The following is a 14,869-nucleotide window of genomic DNA, read 5'->3' as shown; positions in this document are numbered from 1 at the left end:
TAAATGGAAGTAAAAAAATTAAATAAATACGATAAAGCTTATTTGCGAATCGCAAAAGAATGGAGTCTTTTATCGTATTGCAAGCGCAAGAAGGTTGGCGCAATCATAGTAAAAGACAGAATGATTATTTCTGACGGTTACAACGGAACACCATCCGGATTTGAAAACTGCTGTGAAGACGAAGAAGGATTAACACGCTGGGATGTTTTGCACGCCGAGGCAAATGCAATCCTGAAAGTAGCCAGATCAACACAGTCCTGCGAAGGAGCGACATTGTATATTACACTTTCGCCCTGCAAAGAATGCAGTAAATTAATACATCAATCCGGAATAAAAAGAGTGGTGTATCAGGACGGATATCGTGATGATTCCGGAATTCAATTTTTAATAAAAGCGGGTGTCGAAGTCGAACATATTCCTGTTTTAGAAGAATAATGAAATTTAATCCCAAATATCTGCCAATTGTTATCGGGGCGACTTTTGCTCTTGGTACGGTGATAGGAAGTTTAACAAACGGTCCTGCAGATGATCAGCTTTTGGCTAAAAATTACTCCAAAACCAAGCTGAATAAATTAATTGATTTTATCAATACCGAATACGTTGACAGCGTCAATACAGATTCGATTGTAAACCTTACAGTCGATAATATACTCTCAAAATTAGATCCGCATTCTGTTTATATTCCGTCAAGCGAACAAGCCGAAGTTGCCGAAAGCATGAAAGGGGATTTCGTGGGAATTGGAATTAATTTTTATATGTACAAAGATTCTGTTGCAATTATAAAACCAGTCGAAAACGGACCTTCTGCGAAAGCGGGATTAAAATCCGGAGACAGAATTTTATATGCAGGAAAAACGAAATTGTATGGCAGAAGACTTCCATCTGACAGTTTGTTCTCGAAATTAAAAGGAATTAAAGGCTCTGAAATCGAATTGACCGTTTTTAGAAAATCGGAACAAAAGAAATTGAAGTTTAAAGTAAAAAGAGATATTATCCCTATAAAAAGTGTTGATGCCTCTTTATTGATTGGAAATAATGTTGGATACATCAAAATCAATCGTTTTGCCGAAACTACTTTTAATGAATTCAAAACAGGTTTAACGAGATTAAAACAAAGCGGCATCCAATCGCTTGTAATAGATCTTCGTGACAATGGAGGCGGTTATATGGAAGAAGCGATTGCAATTGCCGATGAATTCTTAAAAGACAAACAGCTGATTGTTTTTACCAAAAATAAAAACGGAACAACCGAAAAAACATTTGCCACAAAAGCCGGAAGTTTTGAAACTGGAAAAGTGTACGTTTTAATTAACGAAAACAGTGCATCGGCCAGTGAAATTCTAGCTGGAGCCATTCAGGACAGCGATCGTGGCACGATTGTAGGACGCCGCTCTTTCGGGAAAGGTTTAGTACAGCGCGAAATGGATTTCAACGACGGATCTGCGGTACGTCTTACCGTTGCGAGATATTATACGCCAACCGGAAGATCAATTCAAAAACCGTATAAAAAAGGAAATGAAGAGTACTTTAAAGAATCTGAATCCAGAATTACAACGGGAGAATTGTATGCCAAAGACAGTATAAAAGTAGCCGATTCTTTGAAGTTTAAAACGCCAAAAGGTAAAATCGTTTATGGCGGCGGTGGGATTGTTCCCGATATTTTTGTTCCGATGGAAGCAGAGCACGGAAATGAAAACGTGGCCTATTTGCTTCAAACCGGAATCGTTGGTCATTTTGTTTTTGAAGAATTAGATAAAAACCGAGATGCTTTTGCGGGACTTAAGTTTGCTGAATTTTTAAATCAAATGAAAACTTCAGATGCTTATTTTAAAAAGTTTAAAAACTATATTTTAATGACTGGTTTAGATCTTAAATTAGATAAAACCAAAGCATTAGTAAATAGATATATTACTGCAGAATTTGCACGTCAGCTTTATGGCGAAATGTATTATTATGACGTTATTTTAAAAGATGACGCGATGATAAAAACAATTTTGAACCCGAAGAAATAATCTTAAAATCCATATTTGATGAAAAAAGATTTAATTGTAACTGCCGAAATCGAACTTTTAACCGCAATTAAAAATGCTGATACAGCTGTTTTAGAGCGAATGCTTCACGACGATCTGCTTTTTAATCTGCCCGATGGACAAACGATTACGAAAGAATTCGATTTAAATTCCTATCGTTCCGGTAAAATGAAAGTTGATTCGCTGGAAGCAACAGATCAAATTATCAGTGTAATTGAAGATACGGCAGTTGTGGCTGTTACAATTTCATTAAAAGGAACTTACGATCAAAATCCTATAAACGGCGTTTTAAAATATATTAGAGTCTGGAAACAAATTGAAGGTAGTTTACAAGTTATTGCCGGGAGCTGTACGCAGCTGGCATAAATTTTGAAAGGAAATTTAATACTAATAATAAATTAAACTTAACTCCTGATAGCTATCGGGATTGCGGTTAAAATATCAAAATATGAAAAATCTAAAAAGAATAAGTTTCCTTGTCGTTCTAATGACTTTTGTAATCTCTTGTACTACTATGAAAAATAATACTGCCAATGCCGTTTCAGGAAAAGTAGAATCGATTGAAGGAGGAAAAGACGGTTACACAGCAAAAATAAATACAGATACCAAAGAAGTTTATTTTGCAACCATCAGCATTGTAAATCTTGGCGGACCGCAGAATTACAAACAATTGAAAATAGGAGATGTAGTTTCGGTAAAAGGAGAAATCTGGAAATCCGAAGACGAAAATCATATTAAGGTAACACAGATTGTTTCAGTTAAATAAAACTCGAACAAAATAAAATAAATAACCATATAAGTTATATGAGTTCATTTAATGCTTTACGCATAAATTGTAGGAACTTATATAACTTATATGGTTTAATAATTTTATATAGTATTATCGAATACTGTCGTGTGAGTGAGTCTGCACACCGTTATTCCATAAAGTCAGAATATCTGTAGCAACTGCGGCGCCGCTTCCGGCAGCAATAGCCAATTGACTTCTCCAGCCGGCTAAAGTTCCAATTACATAAATGCCATCGGCAACTTTATGATCTTCGTTTTTAAGCTGAATGCGTTGTTTTTCCGGCAGTGCTTTTTTGTGTGGTTCTATGTATTGCATTAAACCTTCTATATCGAAAGTATTGGCAGAACCAATTCCTATAACAATATTTTTTGTCTGGTAAGAGTTTTTGTTGGTAATAACAGTAAACGAAGGAAAAGAACCTTCTACTTTTATTACTTTCTCGTTTGCAATTTGTTCAATATGCGGATAAGCTGCTGCTAAATCCTGCGTACTTTCCGTCAGTAATTCAGAGCCTAATTTTCCTGGCGTAATGCCATAAGCATTGTAGAAAATTGCTTCTTGTAAAGAAGAATTCTTTTGATGAGTAAAAATCCCGATCTTTTTATCGGTAACAAAAGCTTTATTTTTGGCAGATCCTAAAACTAAGGCACAAGACATGCCCGATACACCTCCGCCGATAATTAAAACGTCAAACATATATTATTGACCGTTTGTTTTTTCTTCAATTCTTTTAGAAATTCTAAAAATCAAAAGAATCAATACGGCGCAAAACGAAGCTGCGATTCCAATAAAAGCTACCATACTATCCCCTTGAAAAGGATTTGAAAAGTCTAATAGCGTAATATTAAAAACAATTAAAGCTAATGCCAGAAGCACTAAGATTGAAGTGAAGATTTTCATATTGGTTGTTTTGTTTGTCTCGAAATCAAAGTAAAACTTTAATAAAAAAATGTCTTAAAGTTCTATTTATAAATTTAAATGGGGGTAAAAGTATAAAAATAAATGTTAGACAAACAAACCTTTAACATTAGCAGCGAATAATTTAACAGCAATCGCTAAAAGTATCACTCCAAATGTCTTGCGAACTACGCCAAGTCCGTTTTCTCCCAGTAAAGTTTCGATCTTTTTAGATGACTTTAAAACAATATAAACCAATATAATATTAAGCAAAATTGCAATTACAATATTAATAGTATGAAATTGAGATCTAAGCGATAATAATGTAGTCATAGTTCCGGCTCCGGCGATTAATGGAAAAGCCAGCGGAACGATAGAAGCAGATCCCGGTTCTTCGTCGCGATAAATTCTAATTCCTAAAATCATTTCTAAAGCAAGGAAAAACAAAACAAAAGAACCTGCAACGGCAAATGAATGCACATCGATACCAATAAGGTTTAGAAATCCTTCTCCAACAAAAAGAAAAAGAATCATAATAGCTCCGGCAACAATCGAAGCTTTTTCAGATTCGATATGACCCACTTTTGCTCTTAGATTTACAATAATCGGAATTGAACCTACAATATCAATTACTGCAAAAAGCACCATACTCACTGTAACGATCTCTTTAAAGTCTATTTCTAACATACTGCTTTGATTTTAAGGATTTAAAAACTGCTGCAAAAGTAGATAATAAAGTTAGGTGTTTTTTCAATACAATGTACTTTTGTTATAAAAACACGTTTTGTTTGTTAAAAAAGTGATATTTGTAACAATTGAGAGTTTAACCGCAAAGATTCGCAAAGATTTACGCAAAGGGTCGCAAAGAAAAAAAGCAATAAGCTTGTGTTCTTTGCGTAATTCCTTGCGTGCTTTGCGGTTAAATATTTAGAGTGTTTTATCTGCTTTCTTTGACTATCTTTGCACTTTATAAATTAGAGTATTTTATTATCATGTTTCAGTTAGGTAAAACTATTATTTCAGAAGATATTCTGGAAAAAGAATTTGTGTGCAACTTGTCAGCTTGTAAAGGGGCTTGTTGTGTTGATGGAGATGCGGGCGCGCCTTTAAATGAGGCTGAAACTAAAATCTTAGAAGAAATTTATCCAAAGGTGAAACCTTTTTTAAGAAAAGAAGGAATCGCTGCAATCGAAGCACAAGGAACCTGGGTAACCGGAACCGACGGTGATCTTGAAACACCGCTTATCGATAATAAAGATTGTGCCTACGTAATTTTTGATGGAAAAACCGCTCTTTGCGGAATCGAGCAAGCGTATAACGAAGGAATTGTAGACTGGAAAAAACCAGTTTCATGTCATTTGTATCCAATTCGTGTAAAAGACTTCACGGAATTTGCAGCCGTAAATTATGATAAATGGGATATTTGCGACGATGCTTGTTCTTTAGGAAAAGAATTAGAAGTTCCAGTATATAAATTTGTAAAAGAAGCCCTGATTCGTCGTTTTGGTCAGGATTGGTATATGGAACTCGAAAAGGTAGCCGAGGAACTTAAAAATTCTTAAAATTTGAAGTGTAATAAATACCTTTTTGCGGTATTCTATTTTGACTCAAAAAAATAAAGTTTTAACTCAAAAAAACTTTTTTAAAACTATTAAAAATTTCTTGCTTTTTATATTAAAAAGTCTATATTTTACGGGGCTTTAAGGTATAGTTGTTGGTTTTAAGCTATTCATTTACAGTAAATTAATTATTGTATGAAAAATGTTTCAAATTTTTAGCGTTGTTAAAAACTACGCCAGATTGTGAATAAGTTTGACTTTTATTTTTGGCGTTAAATGACAATCTTTGTAGTCTACTGAAAAAGTAAAATTTCGGTATAAAAATTAAACAGAATTCGTCATGTCGCAAGTAGAACCAATATTACAAGAAAATAAAAATCGTTTCGTTATTTTTCCTATCAAACACCATGATATTTGGGAATGGTATAAAAAAATGGAAGCTAGTTTCTGGACAGCTGAAGAAATTGATTTACACCAAGACTTGACAGATTGGAACAATAAACTTAATGACGACGAAAGATATTTCATTAAACACATTTTAGCATTTTTTGCTGCTTCTGACGGAATCGTAAACGAGAACCTTGCTGAGAACTTTGTAAACGAAGTTCAATATGCTGAGGCGAAGTTTTTCTACGGTTTTCAAATTATGATGGAGAATATTCATAGTGAAACTTATTCGCTATTAATTGATACTTACGTAAAAGACGAAGCTGAAAAAGCAGAGTTGTTTAATGCTTTGGAAGTTTTTCCTGCAATTGCTAAAAAAGCAGAATGGGCTTTAAAATGGATCGAATCTGATTCATTTGCCGAAAGACTAATCGCTTTTGCTGCTGTTGAAGGAATCTTTTTCTCCGGTGCTTTCTGTTCAATTTATTGGTTGAAAAAACGTGGTTTAATGCCAGGTTTAACCTTTTCTAATGAGTTGATTTCTCGAGACGAAGGCGTACATTGTGATTTTGCAGTTCACTTGCACAATCACCATTTGGTAAATAAAGTACCAAAAGACAGAATTAAAGAAATTATTGTTGATGCTTTGGACATCGAAAGACAGTTTGTAACTGAATCTCTTCCGGTAAGTTTAATTGGTATGAACGCAGCTCTAATGACACAATATTTAGAGTTCGTTGCTGACAGACTTTTGGTTGAATTAGGATGCGAACGTGTTTACGGATCAGCAAATCCATTCGATTTCATGGACATGATTTCTCTTCAGGGAAAAACTAATTTCTTTGAAAAACGTGTTGCCGAGTATCAAAAATCTGGTGTGATGAACACGGACAGCGATGCTCAAAAAATTTCATTTGACGCAGATTTTTAGAACAACAGCAAAATTAATTCCGGCCTATTTTATCTAAAGCCTGAATTAATATTTACAGAACAATTTATTAGGTTAAATCTCTATCACCCAAATCGGAGGTTTAATGGCAATTTTAACGGCTTTTCGGTTTGATTTCCAAACTGGGAAAGGACAACTATTGAGAATCCTGTAATTCTCGAAAAATAATTTAAAAACACGCAATGTTTAAGTACTGGAATTCGTTTTCTAGTTACTTTCATTTTTTCCAATAACTAAAAAGGTAAGCTTATGTATGTAGTAAAAAGAGATGGCCACAGAGAGCCCGTAATGTTTGATAAGATTACAGAAAGAATCAAAAAATTGTGCTACGGCTTAAACGAGCTTGTAGATCCGGTAAAGGTAGCGATGAGAGTTATCGAAGGATTGTATGATGGAGTTTCGACTTCTGAATTGGATAATCTGGCGGCAGAAACTGCAGCATCTATGACTATTGCACACCCGGATTATGCACAATTGGCAGCACGTGTGGCAATATCAAACTTACACTCTAATACTAAAAAATCTTTCTCAGAAACGATGAAAGATATGTATCACTACGTAAATCCAAGAAATGGACAAGATGCGCCATTAATTGCAGATGACGTATTTAAAGTGATTCAGGAAAATGCAGCTTTTTTAGATTCTCATATCATTTATACAAGAGACTTTAATTACGATTACTTTGGTTTTAAAACCTTAGAGCGTTCTTATTTGTTAAAAATAAACGGAAAAATCGTAGAGCGTCCGCAACACATGTTAATGCGTGTTTCTGTTGGTATTCACTTAGACGATTTAAAATCGGTAATTGAGACTTACGATTTAATGTCTAAAAAGTTCTTTACGCATGCAACGCCAACGTTGTTTAATGCAGGAACTCCAAAACCGCAAATGTCTTCTTGTTTCCTTTTGGCAATGCAGGATGATAGTATTGACGGTATTTACGATACATTAAAACAAACAGCAAAAATCTCGCAGTCAGCGGGAGGAATTGGACTTTCTATTCATAACGTTCGTGCAACAGGATCTTACATTCGTGGTACAAACGGAACTTCAAACGGAATTGTTCCGATGTTGAGAGTATTCAACGATACAGCTCGTTACGTAGATCAAGGCGGTGGAAAACGTAAAGGAAGTTTTGCAATTTACATCGAAACATGGCATGCTGATATCTTCGAATTCTTGGATTTAAAGAAAAATACAGGAAAAGAAGAAATGCGTGCGAGAGATTTATTCTTCGCCATGTGGACTTCAGATTTATTCATGAAACGTGTTCAGGAAGATACAACGTGGACTTTAATGTGTCCTAACGAATGTCCTGGATTATATGATGTTTACGGAGATGAATTCGAAGCATTATATACAGATTACGAATTTAGAGGAAAAGGTAGAAAAACAATCCGTGCACGTGAGTTATGGGAGAAAATCCTGGAATCTCAAATCGAAACCGGAACACCATATATGTTGTACAAAGATGCAGCAAACCGTAAATCGAACCACAAGAACTTAGGAACAATTCGTTCTTCTAACTTGTGTACAGAGATTATGGAGTTTACTTCTAAAGATGAAATCGCAGTTTGTAACTTGGCTTCTATTTCGTTACCAATGTTTATTGAAAATGGAAAATTCGATCACGAAGCGCTTTACAACGTTACAAAACGTGTAACTCGTAACCTGAACAAAGTAATCGACAGAAACTATTACCCAGTTCAAGAAGCGGAAAACTCAAACATGCGTCACCGTCCGGTAGGTTTAGGAGTGCAAGGTTTGGCAGATGCTTTCATTATGCTGCGTATGCCGTTTACAAGTGATGAAGCTAAAAAATTAAACCAAGAAATTTTCGAAACATTATACTTCGCTGCTGTAACCGCTTCTATGGAAATGGCAAAAGAAGAAGGACCATATTCTACATTTGAAGGTTCTCCAATGTCACAAGGAGAATTCCAATACAATATGTGGGGAATGAAAGATGAAGAATTATCAGGCCGTTGGGACTGGGCTTCATTAAGAAAAGAAGTGGTAGAGCACGGAGTTCGTAACTCATTGTTAGTGGCGCCAATGCCAACTGCATCAACTTCTCAGATTCTTGGAAACAACGAAGCTTTCGAACCATATACATCAAACATTTACACTCGTCGTGTATTGTCTGGAGAATTCATCGTAGTAAACAAACATTTACTGGAAGACTTAGTAAAATTAGGTTTATGGAACGAAGATTTGAAACAAGAAATCATGCGTCATAACGGATCTGTTCAAAATATTGACATTATTCCGCAAGAATTAAAAGACTTATATAAAACAGTTTGGGAAATGTCGATGAAAGATATTATCGATATGTCTCGTCAAAGAGGATATTTCATTGACCAGTCTCAATCGTTAAACTTGTTCATGCAGGATGCCAACTATTCTAAACTAACGTCAATGCACTTCTATGCTTGGCAGTCAGGTTTAAAAACAGGAATGTATTACTTAAGAACAAAAGCAGCTGTAGATGCGATTAAATTCACATTAAACAACGATAAAAAAGAAGAAACAGCTCCAACATTAGTTGCAGAAACTGAAGCAATCAGCGTTGAGGATTACAAAGCGATGCTTTTAAAAGCACAAGCAGCAGATCCAGAAGATTGTGAGATGTGCGGAAGTTAATTTTTGAGTTTAGATTTAAGATTTTAGAATTTTAATTATATGAAAGCAGTTATTGTAATGATAGCTGCTTTTTTTATGAAGAATATTTATTTTGTAGCTTTTTACTTGTATTTTTTGTTTTAAAGAAGCTTTTTTAAAACAAAAAAGTTTCACTTTAGAACAACTTTTATATATTTGTAAATGAATGATAATTCAAAGTTCCGGTCTGTTTTTTTCTTTAAAGATTATTTTAAAAAGTTTTTTGACAAGCAAGAAGAGAAAGTTAAAGCAAAAATAATCTGGACAATAAGAATAATTGAATACGCTGAAAAAATTCCATCAACATATTTAAAACATATTGAAAATACGGATGGACTTTTTGAAATTAGAATTCAGCTTGGAAGTAACATATTTAGAGTTTTTTGCTTTTTTGATGAAGGGAAACTAGTTGTTTTTAGCTAATGGATTTCAAAAGAAAACTCAGAAAACACCAAAGAAAGAAATAAAAAAAGCTTTGAAAATTAAAAAGGAATATGAAAACGAAAAATAAAAACTTAGTTAGTTTAGACGATTTTGTAGAACAACATTACGGAAAAATTGGGACACCAAAACGTGATGAACTAGAAGCTGGATATGAAAATTTTAAAATTGGAGTATTACTTCAAGAGGCAAGGCTTCAAAAAGGCATGACCCAAGAAGAACTTGCAGTAAAAGCGGGGACAACAAAATCATACATTTCTAAGATTGAGAATAATGTAAAAGAAGTTAAATTTTCGACACTTCAAAAAATTGTAGAGCTTGGTCTGGGAGGGCATCTAGAACTGTCAATTAAATTATAAACTCAAAATAAATGGATTTATTAGAAAGAATATCCCATAATAAAAAAGAGTTTTACAATCTTGCTTTAGAATATTTTCGTAATATAAATCCAGAACAATATGAAGATATTCAATTCGATAAGATTATTTCAAAATCAATCTCGATTTTGATTGATCACGATTTTATTCCAACTCCATGTATTGAAATTAGATTAGATCTTTATAAAAAAGAAGAACAGGAATTAAGTGATTGTAAATACATTTTATATGCTAATGAAAAAAAGGAGTTTGTAGATGAGTTTTTAATCTTTAATTAAAGATATGACAAAAGTAATTTTAGAAAGTTGGAGAGAAGGACTTCAAAAAATATCTCTTAGTAAATTACAGAATGAAAAGTTAGGAATGTCTTTGACAGATTCGAAAAGAAATGTAGATATGCTTTTGGATGATCATAGTGTTATTCTCGAAATTGAAGACGAAATTATTGCTCAAGAATTTTTAGTTGAAGCACATAGACTTGGTGTAAATTGTAAAATTCTGGAATAGACAGAATGGATTAAACAAAATCATAATTTTAAAAACGGCAATATCCCCAAAAAATCCTCGTTCTAATTATTACCAAAGATTTTAAAGCTTAGTCCCTTAGTCCCTTAGTAACTAAGAAACTCAGAACCTTCTCTTTAAACCTTTAAGAGAAAGTCAAGTCTTATTGTAATAATTTCTGAATTATGAAAAAAAGCAATCTTTGGTCCTTACGATTAGGTTTTTCAGGAAAACAAGCCGCTAAAATTGAAAAACTAGGATTAGAAAAATTTCTAAAGCAATCCTATGATTCCAAGTTTGACACGCAGCTTCCGGCTTTTCTCAATGACGATCCTAAAACATTAATCGAACTTAAAGAGCTGAGAGAATCGATAAAAAATGCAGATTCTGAAGCCAAAAAGAAAATTCTCAAGCAAGAAATTTATTCATCGGCTGAGTTAAAGAAATGGTGGATTGCTAAAATGCGTAACGATGAATTTCCGTTACGCGAAAACATGGTTTGTTTCTGGCACAATCATTTCGTTTCAACTTCTCAAAAAGTAAAAGTCAATTATTGGATTTACCAGCACAATATGATCTTGCGTGAATATGCTTTTGGGAACTTCAAAGAACTCACCAAGCAAATTGTAAGATCGAATGCAATGGTGAAATATTTGGACAATGTCGATAATAAAAAAGGAAAATACAACGAAAACCTAAGTCGTGAACTGCTAGAATTATTTACCATCGGAATTGGAAATTATTCCGAAAGTGATATCAAAGAAGGCGCAAGAGCTTTGGCGGGATTAAATTACGGAGACGATGGCGCAATGTATAGAAGTCTTGCGCAGGACAATACCAATAAAACCTATTTCGGGAAAACCGGAAACTGGAACTCAGATGATCTGGTTGATATCATTTTTGAACAGAAAAATATTCCATATCTCATTACGCGAAAAATTCTAAAATGGTTTATTTACGATAACCCATCAGAAGATTTAGTGACTTATTATGGTGATTATTTCCGGAAAGTAAAGTTTGAAATACAGCCTTTACTAACGAAAATTTTTACCGAAGAATATAAAAAAGAAAATTCAGGAACGAAAATCAAAGACCCTTTGGTTTATATACTGCAGCTTCTGGATGAATTACATATTGACGATCTTGATGATGGAATTATTTTGTTTTTTCTCAAACAACAAGGAATGGATTTGTACAATCAGGTCAATGTAAAAGGCTGGGACGGCGGAAATTCCTGGCTGACCTCGCAGATTTATTTACAACGAAACAATACATCTGATTTGCTTTGCAGCGGAAGAAGCATTACCAGAAAAGTATTGAATACCATGACGTCGGATACCGAAAAACCAAAGGCAGAATTTGAAAAGATTGATGTTAAAATAGATTTTGATCCTAACGGAAATAATAAAACCATTATTACAGAATTGTCAAACAGACTATTGTTTAAAGTAAATGATTCGATGCAAAAAGACATGGAGAATTTACTTAAGTATGATTTTGACCCAAAAGAAGCTCACGCCAATTTTGCCGTAATACGACTCTTTGATTACATCACAAAACTGCCCGAATATCAATTAATTTAGAAAACGCAGCTATGAACAGAAGAAATTTTCTAACGCTTACAGGAACTTTTACCGGAGGATTGCTGGTACTTCCTGATTTTTTACATGCTTTTGGTTCGCAAAACAATCTGGTAATTGGCGAGCAGTGTATTGTATTTGTTCAGTTAAATGGAGGAAATGACGGATTGAATACTTTTATTCCGTTTGAAGATCCGTTGTATTATGAGTTGAGAACTAAAATTGCTTTAAACAAAGATGTTGTTGTTGGAAGGAATAACGGAATGGCATTTCATCCCTCATTAAAAGATTTTGCTCAAATGCAGCAAAACGGAGATTTAACCGTAATTCAAAATGTTGGATATCCGGAGCCTATTCGGTCGCATTTTAGAAGTCAGGAAATCTGGCAGACCGCAACCGATTCTAATAAATATATAAATGAAGGCTGGCTGGGCAGATTTCTGGATCTTCAATGTAACGGACATCAGGCAACAGCCGGAATAAATTTAGATTCGATTGATAATTTGGCTTTAAAAGGAAATGAACCCAATTTTATTACGGTAAAAGATCCAAACCGATTTAAAGTAAAATCAGATAAAGAAGAAAATATAACCTTATCCGATAATCCGCAATTAGATTTTGTTCGAAAAATTGCCAATTCCGTTACCGAAGGTTCAGATGAAATTCAGAAAGCTTTGGCCAAATCTAAAAATGAAATCAGTTACCCGAAAACCGAATTGTCAAAAAACCTAGAATGGATTGCGAGATTAATAAAAGGAAATCTAAATTCAAAAGTATATTATACATCGCTCGGTGGATTCGATACACACGATAATCAGCTTTCTATTCACGAACGTAAATTAGCAGATTTGAATGATGCTTTATTTAGTTTCTATTCTGATTTAAAACAAGCTCAGTTATTACAGAATGTTACAATTGTAGTTTTTTCTGAATTTGGAAGACGCGTAAAAGACAACGGAAACGGAACAGATCACGGAACTGCAGCGCCAATGTTTATTATTGGAGGAAATAATAAAGGTGCCATTTTAGGAACAAACCCCAATCTAGCCGACTTAGATAACGGAGATTTAAAACACCAAATCGATTTTAGAAGTGTTTATGCTTCATTATTAAAAGAAAAAATGAGTTTCGATTATTCTAAAATTGGTATTTCGAATAAACCGGTTTCAGGGTTGTTTGCATAATCGCAATCTTTGTGATTTCGACTGAAAGGAGAAATCACACTAGAAATTCTACACAGTATATCGCCAATCTTTGTCGATTTATGAGTGTGATTTCTCCTTTCAGTCGAAATGACAAAACACTGAGTAATTTGTGTAACTTGAATTAAATGATCACAAAGATTTGAGCTAATTCGTGAATTCGTGGCGAAAAAACTTAGTCCCTTAGCATCTCAGAACCTCAGAACCTTCAAAAAACCAATTGTAAATATCTCATTTTAAGCCGATATTTTTATATTATCATACAAAACCTGCTAAATTTGTTAAGAAATCCTTTTTTGTTTCACAAAATGCAATATTTTTTTTGGTGCGGTAAAAATAATTTATACATTCGCAAAGAATTTACAAAATAACACAAACAAAATGGCAAGTAACCGTTTTTATTTTAGCAACAATTTTTATTTCTTCTTTAGTAGAAGTCAGGATTGTGCTATGGTTATTTGAGAAAAATTTTAAGACAAATAAAACTAATATACAATCCTGATGCAAATCAGGATTTTTTTTTGAATATATGACAACGAAAATTGCAATACAAGGTATAAAAGGATCTTTTCATCATCAGGTTGTGAAAGAGTATTTCTCTGAAAATGTGGCTATTGATGAGTGTTTGTCTTTTGATGAATTGATTGACAGCCTGCTTTCAGGAAAATCTGATCAGGCCGTTATGGCAATTGAAAATTCGATTGCAGGTCCAATTATTCCGAATTATGCTTTGATTGACAAGAATAATTTACACATTATTGGAGAACATTATTTAAGCATTCACCAAAATTTAATGGCGCTGAAAGGTCAGAAAATTGAAGATATAAAAGAAGTTCATTCGCATCCAATGGCACTTTTGCAATGCATGGATTTTCTGAAACAATTTCCAAATATCAAACTGGTTGAGGATAAAGATACAGCCGAAACAGCAAGAAGAATTCAGGAAAAACAATTAACCGGAATTGCCGCAATTGGAAGTAAAGTAGCTTCGGAAATGTATGATTTAGAAATCATCGCGCCAGAAATTCAAACGATCAAAAACAATATGACTCGTTTTGTGATTATCAAAAAGCAAAATTCATTTTTGCCGGAAAACGAAATCAACAGAGCTTCAATCAAATTTGAATTAGATCACAAAAGAGGAAGTTTAGCTGCAGTTTTAAATGTAATGAGCGACTGCAAACTGAATTTGACAAAAATCCAGTCGCTTCCAAAAATTGAAACGCCCTGGAAATATTCATTTTTCGTAGATGTAACATTCGAGAAATACGAAGATTTTGCAAAAGCCAAATCGTTATTAAACATAATGGCAGAATATTTTAAAGTGTTGGGAGAGTATAAGAATACAAAACCTTTGAGTGAGTCATAAAGTTGGAAAGTTGATTTTAGATTGAAGATTAACGAATTAAGATTTTAGATTGTCAGGCTGAGCGAAGTCGAAGCCCACGTTCCAATTGGAAAGCCCTTTGACTTCGCTCAGAGTGACAAGTCA

At 33.8% G+C, this 14,869-nt stretch carries 16 protein-coding genes and 1 pseudogene; 14 read left to right on the top strand and 3 right to left on the bottom strand.

Annotated features, from left to right (window positions below; translation table 11 throughout):
* Nucleotides 1–3: 3 nt before the first annotated feature.
* The 4 genes from AC1RRQ_RS16735 to AC1RRQ_RS16720 all read left to right on the top strand — a co-directional run bounded on the left by AC1RRQ_RS16735 (nucleotide 4) and on the right by AC1RRQ_RS16720 (nucleotide 2,796).
* Nucleotides 4–435: a deoxycytidylate deaminase gene (locus AC1RRQ_RS16735; protein WP_493024172.1), complete on the top strand. Its 432-nt coding sequence runs from the start codon at nucleotides 4–6 to the stop codon at nucleotides 433–435.
* Nucleotides 435–2,012: a S41 family peptidase gene (locus AC1RRQ_RS16730; protein WP_493024171.1), complete on the top strand. Its 1,578-nt coding sequence runs from the start codon at nucleotides 435–437 to the stop codon at nucleotides 2,010–2,012. The genes AC1RRQ_RS16735 and AC1RRQ_RS16730 overlap by 1 nt, the downstream gene beginning before the upstream one ends.
* Nucleotides 2,013–2,030: 18 nt before the next feature.
* Complete coding sequence (locus AC1RRQ_RS16725; protein WP_493024170.1) at nucleotides 2,031–2,396, top strand: nuclear transport factor 2 family protein; 366 nt, start codon at nucleotides 2,031–2,033, stop codon at nucleotides 2,394–2,396.
* Nucleotides 2,397–2,478: 82 nt separating this feature from the next.
* Nucleotides 2,479–2,796 carry a hypothetical protein gene (locus AC1RRQ_RS16720; RefSeq protein WP_493024169.1) on the top strand — a complete coding sequence of 106 codons (318 nt, stop codon included), beginning with the start codon at nucleotides 2,479–2,481 and terminating at the stop codon, nucleotides 2,794–2,796.
* A 114-nt stretch (nucleotides 2,797–2,910) separates the two neighbouring features.
* On the opposite strand, the gene AC1RRQ_RS16715 is transcribed toward AC1RRQ_RS16720, so the two are convergent.
* From AC1RRQ_RS16715 to AC1RRQ_RS16705, 3 genes are all read right to left on the bottom strand, one after another.
* The gene (locus AC1RRQ_RS16715; RefSeq protein WP_493024168.1) at nucleotides 2,911–3,516 is read right to left on the bottom strand and encodes an FAD-dependent oxidoreductase; all 606 of its coding nucleotides are present in this window, start codon (nucleotides 3,514–3,516) and stop codon (nucleotides 2,911–2,913) included.
* 3 nt (nucleotides 3,517–3,519) lie between these two features.
* Complete coding sequence (locus AC1RRQ_RS16710; protein WP_493024167.1) at nucleotides 3,520–3,720, bottom strand: hypothetical protein; 201 nt, start codon at nucleotides 3,718–3,720, stop codon at nucleotides 3,520–3,522.
* Nucleotides 3,721–3,825: 105 nt separating this feature from the next.
* The gene (locus AC1RRQ_RS16705) at nucleotides 3,826–4,404 is read right to left on the bottom strand and encodes a MarC family protein (protein WP_071635338.1); all 579 of its coding nucleotides are present in this window, start codon (nucleotides 4,402–4,404) and stop codon (nucleotides 3,826–3,828) included.
* A 305-nt stretch (nucleotides 4,405–4,709) separates the two neighbouring features.
* Between AC1RRQ_RS16705 and AC1RRQ_RS16700 the strand changes: the two genes are divergently transcribed.
* The 10 genes and pseudogenes from AC1RRQ_RS16700 (at nucleotide 4,710) to AC1RRQ_RS16655 (ending at nucleotide 14,746) form a co-directional block, all read left to right on the top strand.
* Nucleotides 4,710–5,279: a DUF3109 family protein gene (locus AC1RRQ_RS16700; protein WP_493024166.1), complete on the top strand. Its 570-nt coding sequence runs from the start codon at nucleotides 4,710–4,712 to the stop codon at nucleotides 5,277–5,279.
* A 337-nt stretch (nucleotides 5,280–5,616) separates the two neighbouring features.
* A complete protein-coding gene (locus AC1RRQ_RS16695; RefSeq protein ID WP_493024165.1) occupies nucleotides 5,617–6,594 on the top strand; it encodes a ribonucleotide-diphosphate reductase subunit beta in 978 nt (325 codons plus the stop codon).
* Nucleotides 6,595–6,861: 267 nt separating this feature from the next.
* Complete coding sequence (locus tag AC1RRQ_RS16690) at nucleotides 6,862–9,255, top strand: ribonucleoside-diphosphate reductase subunit alpha (protein ID WP_493024164.1); 2,394 nt, start codon at nucleotides 6,862–6,864, stop codon at nucleotides 9,253–9,255.
* Nucleotides 9,256–9,435: 180 nt separating this feature from the next.
* Nucleotides 9,436–9,784 (top strand): annotated as a pseudogene (locus AC1RRQ_RS16685) (type II toxin-antitoxin system RelE/ParE family toxin).
* Complete coding sequence (locus AC1RRQ_RS16680; protein WP_493024163.1) at nucleotides 9,768–10,073, top strand: helix-turn-helix domain-containing protein; 306 nt, start codon at nucleotides 9,768–9,770, stop codon at nucleotides 10,071–10,073. Before AC1RRQ_RS16685 ends, AC1RRQ_RS16680 begins: the two are co-directional and overlap by 17 nt.
* An 11-nt stretch (nucleotides 10,074–10,084) precedes the next feature.
* Nucleotides 10,085–10,369 carry a hypothetical protein gene (locus tag AC1RRQ_RS16675; protein WP_493024162.1) on the top strand — a complete coding sequence of 95 codons (285 nt, stop codon included), beginning with the start codon at nucleotides 10,085–10,087 and terminating at the stop codon, nucleotides 10,367–10,369.
* Nucleotides 10,370–10,373: 4 nt separating this feature from the next.
* Nucleotides 10,374–10,598 (top strand): hypothetical protein, encoded by a 225-nt coding sequence (locus AC1RRQ_RS16670; RefSeq protein WP_493024161.1) that lies wholly within the window; start codon nucleotides 10,374–10,376, stop codon nucleotides 10,596–10,598.
* Between the two features lie 182 nt (nucleotides 10,599–10,780).
* Nucleotides 10,781–12,178, top strand: coding sequence for a DUF1800 domain-containing protein (locus AC1RRQ_RS16665; protein ID WP_493024160.1), 1,398 nt, complete (start codon nucleotides 10,781–10,783; stop codon nucleotides 12,176–12,178).
* A gap of 11 nt (nucleotides 12,179–12,189) precedes the next feature.
* A complete protein-coding gene (locus tag AC1RRQ_RS16660; protein ID WP_493024159.1) occupies nucleotides 12,190–13,359 on the top strand; it encodes a DUF1501 domain-containing protein in 1,170 nt (389 codons plus the stop codon).
* Nucleotides 13,360–13,906: 547 nt separating this feature from the next.
* A complete protein-coding gene (locus tag AC1RRQ_RS16655; protein ID WP_493024158.1) occupies nucleotides 13,907–14,746 on the top strand; it encodes a prephenate dehydratase in 840 nt (279 codons plus the stop codon).
* The last annotated feature ends 123 nt before the right edge of the window (nucleotides 14,747–14,869 follow it).

Source organism: Flavobacterium sp. GW821-FHT12A05 (genome assembly GCF_058807735.1).
The sequence above is the reverse complement of the archived record's forward strand: the minus strand, read 5'-3'. Positions and strand labels throughout refer to the sequence as shown.

Excerpts from the sequence above, each read along its gene's own strand:
- AC1RRQ_RS16720 (WP_493024169.1), top strand. The coding sequence starts at position 2,479 with ATGAAAAATCTAAAAAGAATAAGTTTCCTTGTCGTTCTAATGACTTTT.
- AC1RRQ_RS16705 (WP_071635338.1), bottom strand. The coding sequence starts at position 4,404 with ATGTTAGAAATAGACTTTAAAGAGATCGTTACAGTGAGTATGGTGCTT.
- AC1RRQ_RS16665 (WP_493024160.1), top strand. The coding sequence starts at position 10,781 with ATGAAAAAAAGCAATCTTTGGTCCTTACGATTAGGTTTTTCAGGAAAA.
- AC1RRQ_RS16660 (WP_493024159.1), top strand. The coding sequence starts at position 12,190 with ATGAACAGAAGAAATTTTCTAACGCTTACAGGAACTTTTACCGGAGGA.
- AC1RRQ_RS16735 (WP_493024172.1), top strand. The coding sequence starts at position 4 with ATGGAAGTAAAAAAATTAAATAAATACGATAAAGCTTATTTGCGAATC.
- AC1RRQ_RS16680 (WP_493024163.1), top strand. The coding sequence starts at position 9,768 with ATGAAAACGAAAAATAAAAACTTAGTTAGTTTAGACGATTTTGTAGAA.
- AC1RRQ_RS16725 (WP_493024170.1), top strand. The coding sequence starts at position 2,031 with ATGAAAAAAGATTTAATTGTAACTGCCGAAATCGAACTTTTAACCGCA.
- AC1RRQ_RS16710 (WP_493024167.1), bottom strand. The coding sequence starts at position 3,720 with ATGAAAATCTTCACTTCAATCTTAGTGCTTCTGGCATTAGCTTTAATT.
- AC1RRQ_RS16700 (WP_493024166.1), top strand. The coding sequence starts at position 4,710 with ATGTTTCAGTTAGGTAAAACTATTATTTCAGAAGATATTCTGGAAAAA.
- AC1RRQ_RS16730 (WP_493024171.1), top strand. The coding sequence starts at position 435 with ATGAAATTTAATCCCAAATATCTGCCAATTGTTATCGGGGCGACTTTT.
- AC1RRQ_RS16695 (WP_493024165.1), top strand. The coding sequence starts at position 5,617 with ATGTCGCAAGTAGAACCAATATTACAAGAAAATAAAAATCGTTTCGTT.
- AC1RRQ_RS16690 (WP_493024164.1), top strand. The coding sequence starts at position 6,862 with ATGTATGTAGTAAAAAGAGATGGCCACAGAGAGCCCGTAATGTTTGAT.
- AC1RRQ_RS16715 (WP_493024168.1), bottom strand. The coding sequence starts at position 3,516 with ATGTTTGACGTTTTAATTATCGGCGGAGGTGTATCGGGCATGTCTTGT.
- AC1RRQ_RS16675 (WP_493024162.1), top strand. The coding sequence starts at position 10,085 with ATGGATTTATTAGAAAGAATATCCCATAATAAAAAAGAGTTTTACAAT.
- AC1RRQ_RS16670 (WP_493024161.1), top strand. The coding sequence starts at position 10,374 with ATGACAAAAGTAATTTTAGAAAGTTGGAGAGAAGGACTTCAAAAAATA.
- AC1RRQ_RS16655 (WP_493024158.1), top strand. The coding sequence starts at position 13,907 with ATGACAACGAAAATTGCAATACAAGGTATAAAAGGATCTTTTCATCAT.